At 70.6% G+C, this 13,764-nt stretch carries 11 protein-coding genes; 1 reads left to right on the top strand and 10 read right to left on the bottom strand.

Annotation, left to right across the window (positions count from 1 at the left end; translation table 11 throughout):
- Positions 1 to 8 precede the first annotated feature (8 nt).
- Positions 9 to 1,100, bottom strand: a complete 1,092-nt coding sequence (locus tag IF04_RS0115215) for a TraR/DksA C4-type zinc finger protein (protein ID WP_030256506.1) — start codon at positions 1,098 to 1,100, stop codon at positions 9 to 11.
- A gap of 608 nt (positions 1,101 to 1,708) precedes the next feature.
- Here IF04_RS0115215 and ileS point away from each other — a divergent pair.
- A complete protein-coding gene (gene ileS, locus IF04_RS0115220) occupies positions 1,709 to 4,852 on the top strand; it encodes an isoleucine--tRNA ligase (RefSeq protein WP_030256510.1) in 3,144 nt (1,047 codons plus the stop codon).
- A gap of 276 nt (positions 4,853 to 5,128) precedes the next feature.
- On the opposite strand, the gene IF04_RS0115225 is transcribed toward ileS, so the two are convergent.
- The 9 genes from IF04_RS0115225 to ftsW all read right to left on the bottom strand — a co-directional run bounded on the left by IF04_RS0115225 (position 5,129) and on the right by ftsW (position 13,725).
- Positions 5,129 to 6,247, bottom strand: coding sequence for a DivIVA domain-containing protein (locus tag IF04_RS0115225; RefSeq protein WP_030256514.1), 1,119 nt, complete (start codon positions 6,245 to 6,247; stop codon positions 5,129 to 5,131).
- Positions 6,248 to 6,296: 49 nt separating this feature from the next.
- Positions 6,297 to 6,581 (bottom strand): YggT family protein, encoded by a 285-nt coding sequence (locus IF04_RS0115230; RefSeq protein ID WP_030256516.1) that lies wholly within the window; start codon positions 6,579 to 6,581, stop codon positions 6,297 to 6,299.
- A gap of 64 nt (positions 6,582 to 6,645) precedes the next feature.
- Positions 6,646 to 7,266, bottom strand: coding sequence for a cell division protein SepF (locus IF04_RS0115235; RefSeq protein ID WP_030256518.1), 621 nt, complete (start codon positions 7,264 to 7,266; stop codon positions 6,646 to 6,648).
- Positions 7,267 to 7,390: 124 nt separating this feature from the next.
- Entirely contained in the window at positions 7,391 to 8,134 is a 744-nt protein-coding gene (locus IF04_RS0115240; protein WP_030256520.1) for a YggS family pyridoxal phosphate-dependent enzyme, read from the bottom strand.
- Positions 8,135 to 8,137: 3 nt separating this feature from the next.
- Positions 8,138 to 8,887, bottom strand: a complete 750-nt coding sequence (gene pgeF / locus IF04_RS0115245; protein WP_030256523.1) for a peptidoglycan editing factor PgeF — start codon at positions 8,885 to 8,887, stop codon at positions 8,138 to 8,140.
- Positions 8,888 to 8,900: 13 nt separating this feature from the next.
- A complete protein-coding gene (gene ftsZ, locus IF04_RS0115250) occupies positions 8,901 to 10,127 on the bottom strand; it encodes a cell division protein FtsZ (RefSeq protein WP_030256526.1) in 1,227 nt (408 codons plus the stop codon).
- A 275-nt stretch (positions 10,128 to 10,402) separates the two neighbouring features.
- Entirely contained in the window at positions 10,403 to 11,251 is an 849-nt protein-coding gene (locus IF04_RS0115255; protein WP_030256528.1) for a cell division protein FtsQ/DivIB, read from the bottom strand.
- Between the two features lie 26 nt (positions 11,252 to 11,277).
- Entirely contained in the window at positions 11,278 to 12,369 is a 1,092-nt protein-coding gene (murG, locus tag IF04_RS0115260) for an undecaprenyldiphospho-muramoylpentapeptide beta-N-acetylglucosaminyltransferase (RefSeq protein WP_030256530.1), read from the bottom strand.
- A gap of 6 nt (positions 12,370 to 12,375) precedes the next feature.
- The gene (gene ftsW / locus IF04_RS0115265; protein ID WP_030256532.1) at positions 12,376 to 13,725 is read right to left on the bottom strand and encodes a putative lipid II flippase FtsW; all 1,350 of its coding nucleotides are present in this window, start codon (positions 13,723 to 13,725) and stop codon (positions 12,376 to 12,378) included.
- Positions 13,726 to 13,764 lie beyond the last annotated feature (39 nt).

A 13,764-nucleotide genomic window follows, 5' to 3' on the forward strand; every position in this document is an offset into this window, starting at 1 on the left:
GCCCGCTCCTACCGGCGCTCGGTCTTCTGCTTGCACTCCACGCAGAGCGTGGCCCGGGGGAACGCCTGCATACGGGCCTTGCCGATCGGCTTGCCGCAGTTCTCGCAGAGCCCGTACGTGCCCGCGTCCAGCCGCTCCAGCGCCCGTTCGGTCTGGTGCAGCATCTCGCGCGCGTTGGAGGCCAGCGCCATCTCGTGCTCGCGGGTGATGTTCTTCGAGCCGGTGTCGGCCTCGTCACCCGTGCTGTCGCTGGAGTCCCGCATCAGGCCCGCGATGGCGTCCTCGGAGGACCGGATCTCCTCGCGCAGCCGGTTCTCCTCCTCCCGCAGCATCGAACGGGCCTCGTCGGCCTCGGCCTCCGACCACGGCTCCTCGCCCGGCCGTACGGGCAGCTCGGCGGCGGTCGCCGGGCCGGTACGCGCCTTGGGCAGGGCCGTCGCGGCGGCCGTCTGCTCACTGTCGTCCACCGCAGCGGCCGGTGCCCCGCCCGGAGTCTTCTTCGCCACCACCGTCTTGGCTCCCGTCTTCTCAGCGGGCACCGCCTCTTCCGGCGGTGCAGCCTTCCTGGCCGTGCTCTTGCCGGCGGCCGTCCCGGCCGTCGTCCCCTCGGCCTCGGTGTCCCCGGCGGACGCCTTCTTCGCCGTGGTCCGCCCGGCCGGGGCTTTCTTGGCCGGCGCCTTCTTGGCCGCGGCCTTCTTGCCCGGGGTCTTCTTGTGCGCGCTCTCCTCGGGGGGCGGATTCCCGGTCGCGGTCCTGTCCGTCCCGGTGTCGTCGGCCTCTGCGGGAGCGTGCCCCGTCGCGGCTTCCTCGGCCGCGGCGTCCTCGGGTGCGTCCTCCCCCACCGGCGCGTTCCCGGTCGCCGTCTTCTTCGCCGCGGCCTTCTTCGCCGCCTTACCGGCCGGCGCCTTCTTCGCGGAGGTCTGCTGTGCCGCGTCCGCCCCGAGAGGCGCGCCGCCGGCCCGCGTCGCCTCGTCCGGCCGGCCCGTCACGGGGTCGGGGGCCGGGTCCGTCGCCGGGTCCCCGGCCGCGGCTCCGTCCGGCGGCGCGCCCCGTCCGTGCGCCGCCGTGCTGTCGTGCGCGGCGGTCTCTTTCGCCACCATGGCCGCGATCCCTTCACGTATGTGATCTTGCTCGCGAATCGTGACCGGAACGATAAATCGACTCACAGCACGCGGCAACGGGACGCACCGCCCTCCACCGTCCGGTCTCCCCGCACGGGAGCCCGGTCTGCATCCGTTGTGCCCCGCTCCCCGCCCGGTAATCCGGCAGCGATCCGGCAGCCCATCAGGGGCGCGGCGGCTCCTTCGTACGCCTGCCGCATTCCGTCGCGTTGCGTATCGCCATTCGGGTCAAGCTTCCCGCCGCCGGTACCTCAGTCGGCGCAGCCCGGAAAACCGGTCGGCCGTCCCGTCCCGCGCCCCGTACACTGGGGCCAGCGAAAGGCGTGGATGGGACGAGTAGCGCCGTACGCAGCCAAGAGCGACCCGGGGACGGTGGGAGCCCGGGGGTGTGCGCGACGTGAAGATCATCCCGGAGCCGCCGGAAGAACGCCCCAGGAGTCCCCTGGGTGTCACTAGACCCGGCATCGCGACCCCAATGAGGGGGCCGAGGAGTTCCTTCTCGGCCAAGGAGGGTGGTACCGCGGGAGCAGCAGCTCTCGTCCCTCCGGTCGGAGAACGCAAGCGGTGTCCGCCGGAGGAAGCCCCCGATGAGTCCCACACCCCAGTACAACCAGGTGCCCGCGCAGGTGGACCTGCCCGCTCTTGAGCACGCCGTGCTCGACTTCTGGCAGGAACAGAAGGTCTTCGCGCGCACTCTCGAGCAGTCCGAGGGACGCCCGGAGTGGGTGTTCTACGAGGGCCCGCCCACGGCGAACGGCATGCCCGGCGCGCACCACATCGAGGCCCGCGTCTTCAAGGACGTCTTCCCCCGCTTCCGGACCATGCAGGGCTACCACGTCGGCCGCAAGGCCGGCTGGGACTGCCACGGCCTCCCGGTCGAGCTGGCCGTGGAGAAGGAGCTGGGGTTCAACGGCAAGAAGGACATCGAGGCGTACGGCATCGCCGAGTTCAACGCCAAGTGCCGCGAGTCGGTGACCCGCCACACGGACGCCTTCGCCGAGCTCACCACCCGTATGGGCTACTGGACCGACCTCGACGCCCCGTACCGCACGATGGACTCCGACTACATCGAGTCGGTGTGGTGGTCGCTGAAGGAGATCTTCAAGAAGGGCCTGCTGGTCCAGGACCACCGCGTCGCCCCCTGGTGCCCGCGCTGCGGCACCGGCCTCTCGGACCACGAGCTGGCCCAGGGGTACGAGACGGTCGTCGACCCCTCTGTCTACGTCCGCCTCCCGCTGACCTCCGGCCCGCTGGCCGGCGAGGCGGCGCTGCTGATCTGGACGACCACGCCCTGGACGCTGGTCTCCAACACCGCGGTCGCCGCGCACCCGGACGTCACGTACGTCGTCGCCACCGACGGCAACGAGAAGCTGGTCGTCGCCGAGCAGCTCGTCGAGAAGGCGCTGGGCGAGGGCTGGACGGCCACCGGGCAGACCTTCACCGGCCGCGAGATGGAGCGCTGGGCGTACGAGCGCCCGTTCGGCCTGGTCGAGCTCGAAGGCGCCAACTTCGTCGTCAACGCCGACTACGTCACCACCGAGGACGGCACGGGCCTGGTCCACCAGGCGCCCGCCTTCGGTGAGGACGACCTCAAGACCTGCAAGGGCTACGGCCTGCCGGTCGTGAACCCGGTCCGCCCCGACGGCACCTTCGAGGAGGACCTCGCCCTGGTCGGCGGGCAGTTCTTCAAGAAGGCCGACGAGGCGCTGGTCGCCGACCTGGACGCGCGCGGCCTGCTGTTCCGTCATGTCGCGTACGAGCACAGCTACCCGCACTGCTGGCGCTGCCACACGGCGCTGCTGTACTACGCCCAGCCGTCCTGGTACATCCGCACCACGGCCGTCAAGGACGCGCTGCTGCGGGAGAACGAGAACACCAACTGGTACCCGGAGTCGGTCAAGCACGGCCGCTTCGGCGACTGGCTGAACAACAACATCGACTGGGCGCTGTCCCGGAACCGCTACTGGGGCACCCCGCTGCCCATCTGGCGCTGCGAGGAGAACCACCTCACCTGCGTCGGCTCGCTCGCCGAGCTGACGGAGCTGACGGGCACGGACCAGACCGGCCTGGACCCGCACCGCCCCTTCATCGACGACATCACCTTCACCTGCTCCCACGAGGGGTGCTCGGCGGAGGCCGTGCGCGTCCCCGAGGTCATCGACGCCTGGTACGACTCGGGTTCGATGCCGTTCGCGCAGTGGGGCTACCCGTACCGCAACAAGGACCTCTTCGAGAAGCGGTACCCGGCGCAGTTCATCTCCGAGGCCATCGACCAGACCCGCGGCTGGTTCTACACGCTGATGGCGGTCGGCACGCTCGTCTTCGACAAGTCCTCGTACGAGAACGTCGTCTGCCTGGGCCACATCCTCGCCGAGGACGGCCGGAAGATGTCCAAGCACCTGGGCAACATCCTCCAGCCGATCCCGCTGATGGACCAGCACGGCGCGGACGCGGTGCGCTGGTTCATGGCCGCCGGCGGCTCCCCGTGGGCCGCGCGCCGCGTCGGTCACGGCACGATCCAGGAGGTCGTCCGCAAGACGCTCCTGACGTACTGGAACACCGTCGCGTTCCAGGCGCTGTACGCGCGCACGACCGGCTGGGCGCCGAGCGCGTCCGACCCGGCGCCGGCCGACCGCCCGGTCCTGGACCGCTGGCTGCTCGGCGAGCTGAACTCGCTGGTCGAGGAGGTCACCACGGCGCTGGAGTCGTACGACACCCAGCGCGCGGGCAAGGCGCTCTCCGCCTTCGTCGACGACCTCTCGAACTGGTACGTACGCCGCTCCCGCCGCCGCTTCTGGCAGGGCGAGCCGGCGGCCCTGCGCACCCTCCACGAGGTCATCGAGACGGTCACCCGTCTCATGGCCCCGCTGACCCCCTTCATCACCGAGCGGGTCTGGCAGGACCTGGTCGTCCCGGTCACCCCGGACGCGCCGGACTCCGTCCACCTGTCCTCCTGGCCGGTGGCGGACACCTCGGCGATCGACCCGACGCTCTCCGCGCAGATGGTCCTGGTCCGCCGGCTGGTCGAGCTGGGCCGCGCCACGCGTGCCGAGTCCGGCGTGAAGACCCGCCAGCCGCTGTCCCGCGCGCTGGTCGCCGCGGCCGGCTTCGAGACGCTCGACGACGAGCTGCGCACCCAGATCACCGAGGAGCTGAACGTCAGCTCCCTGGCCTCGCTCTCCGAGGTCGGCGGCTCGCTGGTCGACACCACGGCCAAGGCCAACTTCCGTGCACTGGGCAAGCGGTTCGGCAAGGGCGTCCAGGCGGTCGCCAAGGCCATCGCCGACGCGGACGCGGCGGCCCTGTCGCTGGCGCTGCGCGAGGGCACGGCCTCGGTCGAGGTCGACGGCGAGACGGTCACCCTGGCGCCGGACGAGGTGATCATCACCGAGACCCCGCGCGAGGGCTGGTCGGTGGCCTCCGACTCGGGCGCGACCGTCGCCCTGGACCTGGAGATCACCCCGGAGCTGCGCCGCGCGGGCCTCGCCCGCGACGCGATCCGCCTGATCCAGGAGGCCCGCAAGAACAGCGGCCTGGACGTCGCGGACCGGATCGCCCTCCGCTGGACCTCGGACGACGAAGAGGTCCGCACGGCCCTGACCGACCACGCGGCCCTGATCTCCGACGAGGTCCTGGCAACGGACTTCTCTGCGGGTGACGCGGACGACACATACGGCGAGCCGTTCACGGACGAGGCACTGTCGCTGACGTTCCGGCTGCGCAAGGCATAACCCCCACGGGCCGCCCCGGCCCGTACGAACGACACACCGAGGCCCCCGGTTCGAGCGAACCGGGGGCCTCGGCACATCAGGGGCGCGGGGAACTGCGCGAGCAACCAAACGGCGCCGCAGCCCGCCGTCAGCCTGACCGCCAACGGCGAACATCGGCCCACGCCGAAGGCGAAAGGGCCGGGCCCCCGGGGAAAATCCCCAGGGGCCCGGCCCTGATTGCCGACTGTGCCCACCGCGCCGGCGCGCGCCCGATCGGACGCCCGACGCGACAGCGTCCTAGTTGTCGTCCTCGTCGATGAGGAAGCCACGCATCGGCGACGGAGCCTGCTGCATCTGCTGCTGGCCCTGCGGCCGGACCGGCGCCATCGGCTGGGTCATGGCGGGCGACATCTGCTGCTGACCGCCGTACGACGGGGCGTTGCTGCCGTTCGAGCCGCCGTGGCCGCCCATGGACTGGTTGCCGCCCATGGTGTGGCTGGAGCCGCCGCCCATGGAGCCGGCACCGGCCGACGCCATCGACGGGGACGCCGGCAGCGAAGCGGCAGCCGGGGTCCGCGGCGGGGCGAGCGACTCGTCGGACTGGTTCTCCAGCTGGCGCAGCTGGCTCTCCAGGTACGACTTCAGTCGCGTGCGGTACTCGCGCTCGAAGCCGCGCAGGTCCTCGACCTTGCGCTCCAGCGTGGCGCGGGCGGACTCCAGGGAGCCCATCGCGACACGGTGCTTCTCCTGCGCGTCCCGCTCCAGCGCGTCGGCCTTGGCGCGGGCGTCCCGCTCCAGGCCCTCGGCGCGGCTGCGCGCCTCGCCGACGATCTTGTTGGCCTCGGAACGGGCCTCCGCGATCGCCTGGTCGGCGGTCTGCTGCGCCAGCGACAGCACGCGCGCGGCGCTGTCACCGCCCGGGCCGCCCTGGCCGCCCGGCTGCGGGAGCTGCGGGCCGCCCTGCGGACCACCCATCGGGCCGCCCATGGGACCGCCGGGGCCCATCTGGCCGCCGTGCGGGCCCTGCGGACCGGGACCGTGGCCACCGGGACCTGCGGGCAGCTGCGGTGCACCGCCGGGCAGCTGGGGCGGGCCACCCATCCCCTGCTGCTGGCCGGGCGGGACCGGCTGCGGACCCGATATGGCGGCGGGCACAGGGGCACCGGGCCGCTGCTGCTGCGGCGGACCGTCCTGCTGCTCCTGCTGCTTGCGCATCCCCTGCTGCTGCTGACTCTGGGCGGCAGCACGAGTGGCGGCGGCCAGCTTGGCGCGCAGGTCCTCGTTCTCCCGGAGCAGACGCGTCAGCTCCGCTTCGACCTCATCGAGGAAGGCATCGACCTCGTCCTCGTCATAGCCTTCTCGGAGGCGGACGGTCGTGAACTGCTTGTTCCGCACGTCCTCGGGGGTCAACGGCATCTCTTCTTCACCTCAACGTAGTCGTCGGCAATCGGCAAGACCGTATCGTTCACAGCCGGCTCACGACGGTGATCAGGATGTAGACGATGATCATCAGTACGAAGAAGGACAGGTCGAGCGCCACGCCCCCGAGACGCAGCGGCGGTATGACACGCCGCAGAAGCTTGAGTGGCGGATCAGTGACAGTGTAAGTGGCCTCCAGTACGACCACCATCGCCTTGCCGGGTTGCCATGAACGGGCGAACTGGAACACGTAGTCCATCACCAGCCGGAAGATCAACACAATGAGGAAGCAGTACAGCGCGATATAGATCACCTGCAGTGCGATGCCCATCTCGCGCTTCCCTCTCCCCTTGCCTGTGTCGGCCCTACGGCCTCGGTGTGCCCGGTGTTGCGTCTCAGCTCTGGTTGAAGAACCCGCCCTCTGCGATACGGGCCTTGTCCTCCGCCGTGACATCGACGTTAGCAGGAGACAGCAGGAACACCTTCTGTGTCACCCGCTCGATGCTCCCGTGCAAACCGAACACCAACCCGGCCGCAAAGTCGACAAGTCGCTTCGCGTCCGTGTCGTCCATCTCCGTCAGATTCATGATCACCGGAGTGCCCTCACGGAAGTGTTCCCCGATGGTACGGGCTTCGTTGTAGGTCCGGGGGTGCAGTGTGGTGATGCGGTACGGCTCCCGCTCGGACACAACCTTGGGCATGATCACCGGTGCGTTCTTCTCCAGATTCGGACGTTCGGGTGTGATGGACGCCACGGGGGCGATTCGGGCGGGTCGTCCGTTTTCCGTACCGACTGGCGGGGACTCGCGCTGCGCCGGCGGCGATACGACTCGTGCCGGTTCGTCCCGTTCGGGGCGTGCTTCGGTGGGCGGCTGGTGCTGCTGCCGCCTCTCCGGCTCGGGCTCCGGGTCGAGTTCGGGCTCGAAGTCGTCGTCGGGGTCGAAGCCCCGGCCGTCGTACCCATCGTCCTCCACGAGGCCGAGGTAGACCGCCATCTTGCGCATCGCGCCGGCCATTCTCTGCGTCCTCCGCTCTGTGGTGGATCGGCTCCGTCACCGGTCGCCTTGGATCCACTCGGCCTGCCCGTCTTTTGACGGTAATGACCATATTTTGTGCTGTGGTCCGACTTGCTTCGCGACGTTACCCGAGCCGTGGTCGGACTCCGAGTACCGCAGTGCCCACGCGGACATGTGTCGCACCGGCGGCCACCGCGTCCTCGAGATCCGAACTCATTCCTGCCGACACCATTTTCGCAGCAGGATGACCCGCGCGCAGGCCGGATGCGATTTCCGCCAGCCGGTCGAAAGCCGCCCGCGGCCGGCCCGCGTACTGCCCTGCCAGCGGAGCGACCGTCATCAGGCCGCCCAGCCGCAGCCCTTCGGCCGCCGCCACCGCGTCGGCCAGCGCCGCCACCCCGTCCGGACCGACGCCGCCGCGGTCGCCCCTCTGGCTCCCGCCCGCCCGCCCGGCGTCCCCCGACTCGGCGTCAAGTGCCACCTGGATCAGGCAGTCCAGCTCGCGCCCGGCACGTACGGCCTCCTTGGAGAGCGCGGTGACGAGCTTGACCCGGTCCACGGACTGCACGATATCCGCGTAACTGGCCACAGACCGGACTTTATTTGTCTGCAATTGGCCGACGAAATGCCAAGTAAGCGGCAAATCCGAGCAAGCGGCCGCCTTGGGCGCCGCGTCCTGGTCGCGGTTCTCCGCGACGTGCCGGATGCCCAATTCCGAAAGGATACGGACATCACTCGCCGGGTAGGTCTTTGTGACCACAATCAGGGTCACATCATCACGATTGCGACCGGCTTTGGCACAAGCGGCGGAGATACGATCCTCCACCCGGGCCAGGTTCTCGGCCAGTTCCGTTCTACGGTCCGTCACAGCTCAGCCGTCCAGCCATACATAACTCGCGAGCCGCCCCGTTGTGCGGTCGCGCCGGTACGAGAAATGGTCCGCCGATTCCAGCGTGCAGATGTGGGAATGTTCACGCACCCGCACGCCGCACCGGGCGAGTTGGGCGGCCACCCCGGCCACCACGTCCACCGCCGGGGTCCCCCAGGAGGTGGTCGCGTACGCCTCGGGCACCGCGGCGGCGACCTCGGCGCGCATCGCCTCCGGCACCTCGTAACAGCGCCCGCAGACCGCGGGGCCGGTGTACGCGACGATCCGCTCGGGGTCGGCCCCGAGGGCGGACATCGCCTCGACCGTGGCCGGTACGACCCCGGCCACCAGCCCGGGCCGTCCGGCGTGCGCGGCTCCCGCCACCCCGGCGACCGGGTCGGCGAGGAGGACGGGGGTGCAGTCGGCGGTGAGGACGGCGAGGGCGAGGCCCCGACGGGCCGTCACCACCGCGTCCACGCAGGGAACCTCGGTTCCGTCCCGCCACGGCCCGTCCACGACCGCCACGTCGCGCCCGTGCACCTGGTTCATCCAGACCACATCGGCCGGGTCCAGTCCGAGGGACTTGGCCGTCAGCTCGCGATTGGTCCGTACCGCCTGTGGGTCGTCGCCCACGGCGCCGCCGAGGTTGAGCTCGGCATACGGAGCGGCGCTCACCCCACCCCACCGGTCGGTGAAGGCGAAGCGCGCGCCGCTCGCATCGTTCGTCAGCACATCGTGCTGCTGCCCTATCACTGCGTGTCTTCGGCTACTTCAGGAAGTCCGGGACGTCCAGCTCCTCGGCCGTGGTGTCCGTGTACGGACGGGCCGGGGGGACCTGGGGGGCGACCGGGGGCGGTGCCGGGGCCTCGCTGACCGGCGCCGGCTCGACCGGGGCCGGCTCCTCGTCCCGCACCGGGACGGCGCCGAGGCCGCCGAAGGCCGGGCGGGGCTCCGGGGGCGCGGCCGGACGGCTCACCGGCGCGGCCGGCTCCTCGCGCTTGCCGGAGGAGGACGAGCTGATGACGTTCTCGCGGCGGGCCGGCGGCTGACCGCCGTCGAAGCCCGCGGCGATGACGGTCACGCGGACCTCGTCGCCGAGCGCGTCGTCGATGACCGCACCGAAGATGATGTTGGCTTCCGGGTGGGCCGCCTCGCTGACCAGCTGGGCCGCCTCGTTGATCTCGAAGAGACCGAGGTCGGAGCCGCCGGAGATGGAGAGCAGCACGCCGCGGGCGCCGTCGATGGACGCCTCCAGCAGCGGCGAGGAGATGGCCATTTCGGCGGCCGCCACCGCGCGGTCGTCGCCGCGTGCGGAGCCGATGCCCATGAGGGCCGAGCCGGCCTCGGACATCACGGACTTCACGTCGGCGAAGTCGAGGTTGATCAGGCCCGGGGTGGTGATCAGGTCGGTGATGCCCTGGACACCGGAGAGCAGCACCTGGTCGGCGGACTTGAACGCGTCAAGAACGCTCACCTGGCGGTCCGAGATGGACAGCAGCCGGTCGTTGGGGATCACGATGAGGGTGTCGACCTCTTCGCGCAGCTGCGCGATGCCGTCCTCGGCCTGGTTGGCGCGGCGGCGGCCCTCGAAGGTGAACGGCCGGGTGACCACACCGATCGTCAGGGCGCCCAGCGAGCGCGCGATGTTGGCGACCACGGGCGCGCCGCCCGTGCCGGTGCCGCCGCCCTCACCCGCGGTCACGAAGACCATGTCGGCCCCCTTGAGGACCTCCTCGATCTCCTCGCGGTGGTCTTCGGCCGCCTTGCGGCCCACGTCCGGGTTTGCGCCGGCGCCGAGGCCACGCGTCATCTCACGGCCGACGTCGAGCTTGACGTCGGCGTCGCTCATCAGCAACGCCTGCGCATCGGTGTTGATCGCGATGAACTCGACGCCCTTGAGCCCGACCTCGATCATCCGGTTGATGGCGTTCACGCCACCGCCGCCGATGCCGACGACCTTGATGACTGCGAGGTAGTTCTGCGGTGCTGCCACGTCGAAGGCCTCTCGCCTCGAGTTACGTGTCGGTGCCTCACATGTGCTGTGGACAACGACTGATGCCGATGGGACGGTCCGTATTGCCGACCCGAACCCTAACGTTGAAGTTTAGGGTTACCAGTGCCTGTGTTCCCTGGGTTCTTTGGAACGAGACACTAAGTCGACAAGCGGCGCACGTTCAACGAACACGCCGAACCTCCCGTTTTTCTTTTCACCCTATGTGATCACCCGTAGTGGTAGCCATCCAGGGTGCTGGCCTGCGCGTACGTACGTCAACTCCCGGACGCGGCAGGCGCACTGGGGACGCTGACGTCGAAGTGGTGCGCATCACGCGCCGCTTTCAGCAGCGCGCGGAGTACCTTGGCCTTTTCCGTGCCGTGTTCCTCACTGCCCCACTCGACCCGGCGTCCGCCGGTCAGCTCCAGGGTGATCGAGTCGTACGAACGTACGCGGATGACGCGCACGTCCTTGCCGACCGTATCGGGAAGCGCGGTGGCGACCTTCACCGCCGCGCGGTTCAGAGCAGGGATACCGAAACGGCGCAGGCTCGGCGAATCGGCCGCGTCCATTTCCAGCCGGGGTACATCGCGCGGCGCGATACCGACGGTGGCGAAGCGCACGCCCCGGTCGTCCACTTCTCGGAACTTTCCGCCCTTTTGGACGACCAGGACGGGCTGCCGCTCCGTCACGTTCAGGGAGATGGTGTCCGGCCACGAGCGCTCCACTTCGACCGACTTGATGCGGCGCAGCCGGTCGGTCAGCCGTGCGGCGATACCGTCGGTGTCCACGGAGGCCAGCGGGTCCCCCAGGGGCACGTCCGCCGCGGCCTCGACCTCACGCACCGTCAGGACATCGGTACCGCGCACCTGTACCTGCTCCGCGCGGAGCCAGTCCGACCCGTACAGCACCCAGGTACCAAAGCCGACCAGCAGCGCTATGAGGACGGTGGCCACGATGAGCGTGCGGCGCCGGGGGCGGCCGGGGCGGCGCTCCCCGGCCCACGGCGGCCGCAGCCGCCGCAGTACGGAGAGGCGCCGCTCCCCGGCCTCCTCGGAGTCGGCGGGCGGGCCGGCCGACGCTCGATGCTGCTCGCCACGACGGGCGGTCGTCGGTCCGGCCACGGTTTCTCCCCTTCCCCCCGGCCGGTTCAGCCCCGGCGGGAGGCGATCGCTTCGTAGACCATGCCGACGAGGAGCTCGTCGGCGTCTCTGCGGCCGAACTCGGCGGCCGCGCGGGACATCTCGTACAGCCGGTGCGGGTCCGAGAGCACCGGCAGGACGTTGCCCTGCACCCACTCGGGGGACAGCTGCGCGTCGTCGACCAGCAGGCCGCCGCCGGCGTTGACCACCGGCTGGGCGTTCAGCCGCTGCTCGCCGTTGCCGATGGGCAGCGGGACGTACGCGGCGGGCAGCCCGACGGCGGACAGCTCGGCGACGGTCATCGCGCCCGCGCGGCAGAGCATCATGTCGGCCGCGGCGTACGCGAGGTCCATCCGGTCCACGTACGGTACCGGGACGTACGGCGGCATCCCGGGCATGTTGTCGACCTGCGGCAGTTCGTTCTTCGGGCCGACCGCGTGCAGCACCTGGATGCCCGCACGCTGGAAGCTCGGCACCGCGGCCTGGATGACCTCGTTCAGCCGGCGCGCGCCCTGCGAGCCGCCGGAGACCAGCAGCGTCGGCAGGTTCGGGTCCAGGCCGAAGGCGGCGCGCGCCTCGGCGCGTACCGCCGCCCGGTCCAGGGTCGCGATCGTGCGGCGCAGCGGGATGCCGACGTAACGGGCGTCACGCAGCTTGCTGTCGGGGGTGCTGACGGCGACGAACTTGGCGTACCGCGAGCCGATCTTGTTGGCCAGACCCGGCCGGGCGTTGGCCTCGTGCACGATGATCGGCACGCCGAGCCGCTTGGCGGCCAGATAGCCGGGCAGCGCCACGTAACCGCCGAAGCCGACGATGCAGTCCGCCTTCGTGCGCTCCAGGATCTGCTCGGCGGCCTTGATCGTGCCGCGCAGCCGCCCGGGGACGGTGATCAGCTCGGGGGTGGGCTTGCGCGGCAGCGGAACGGCCGGGATCAGCCCCAGTTCGTAACCGCGCTCCGGTACCAGCCGGGTCTCCAGTCCGCGCTCCGTGCCCAGTGCCGTGATCCCCACGGTCGGGTCCTGCCTGCGCAGGGCGTCCGCGAGGGCGAGCGCGGGCTCGATGTGGCCGGCGGTCCCCCCACCGGCGAGTACGACATGCACCGAAATTCACCGCTCTCCGGACGGCAGCTTCTTGACGCGCCGTCTCATCGTCTTCCGTCTCACCCCAGCCGGCATTCTCACGAATACCGGCTGCCGCATGGCCAGCGCCGCCCGCGCCGCGGGCTCGTCACGCGCGAAGGCGATCAGGAGTCCGACGGCGAACATCGTCGGCAGCAGGGCGGAGCCTCCGTAGGAGAACAGCGGGAGCGGGACACCGGCGATCGGCAGCAGGCCGAGCACCGCACCGATATTGACCACGGCCTGGGCCGTGATCCAGGTGGTCACACCTCCCGCGGCGTACCGTACGAAGGGATCCTCCGTGCGTCCGGCCACGCGGATACCCGCATAGCCTAGAGCCGCGAACAGGGCGAGTACCGACAGCGTCCCCGCCAGTCCCAGTTCCTCCCCGGTGATGGCGAAGATGAAGTCGGTGTGCGGTTCAGGGAGTTCACCCCATTTTTCCATACTCGCGCCGAGACCGGATCCGAAGAATCCGCCGGACGCGAGCGCGTATATCCCGTGCACGGCCTGCCAGCACTGGTCGCCCGGGCCCGGGTCGGTCGCGCCGATGCACGCGAGCCGGGACATCCGGTTGGCGCTCGTCTTGATGAGCAGCGCGCCGATGACGCCGGCCGCGGCCAGCACCCCGACGAACAGCCGGGTGGGCGCCCCCGCCAGCCACAGCAGCCCGAAGAGGATGGCCGTGAGAATGATCGCGGTGCCCATGTCCCCGCCGAGCATGATGAGCCCGAGGAGCAGGAAAGCGGCCGGAATCAGCGGTACGAGCAGATGCTTCCACTGCGTCAGCAGCCGTCGCTCCTGCTTGCGTGCCAGCAGGTCGGCGCCCCACAGGACCAGCGCCAGTTTGCCGAACTCGCTGGGCTGGAGCTGGAAGGGTCCGCCGAGCGAGATCCAGTTCTGGTTGCCGTTGACCGCGACGCCTATCCCCGGCACCTGGACCAGGCACATCAGGAAGACCGAGCCGGCGATCAGCGGGTACGCCAGCGCCCGGTGCGCCCGGACCGGCAGCTTGGTCGCCAGCACCATCAGCCCGCCGCCGAGCGCGGCGGCGAGGAGCTGCTTGCGGAAGAAGTAGGTGGGGGACAGCCCGGACTGCAGCGCCTTGATCTGCGAGGCGGAGTAGACCATGACGAGCCCGAGCACCATGATCAGCAGGCTGCCACCCAGGACGATGTAGTACGCCGTCAGCGGCCGGTCCCAGGCCCGCTTCAGCCGGGTGTACAGGCCCCGCGGCCCGGCCTGGCCGATGGGGCCCGCGGGCCGCGGCAGCCGGGGAAGCGGCGGCGTCCGCCGCGCCGGGCGCGGCGGTGCCTCCTTCGCCGGTCGGGCCGTCATCCTCGTCCCCTCCACAGATGCGCTGCGCCGCACGTCCAC

This window comes from Streptomyces violens (genome assembly GCF_000717745.1).
Classification (GTDB): domain Bacteria; phylum Actinomycetota; class Actinomycetes; order Streptomycetales; family Streptomycetaceae; genus Streptomyces; species Streptomyces violens.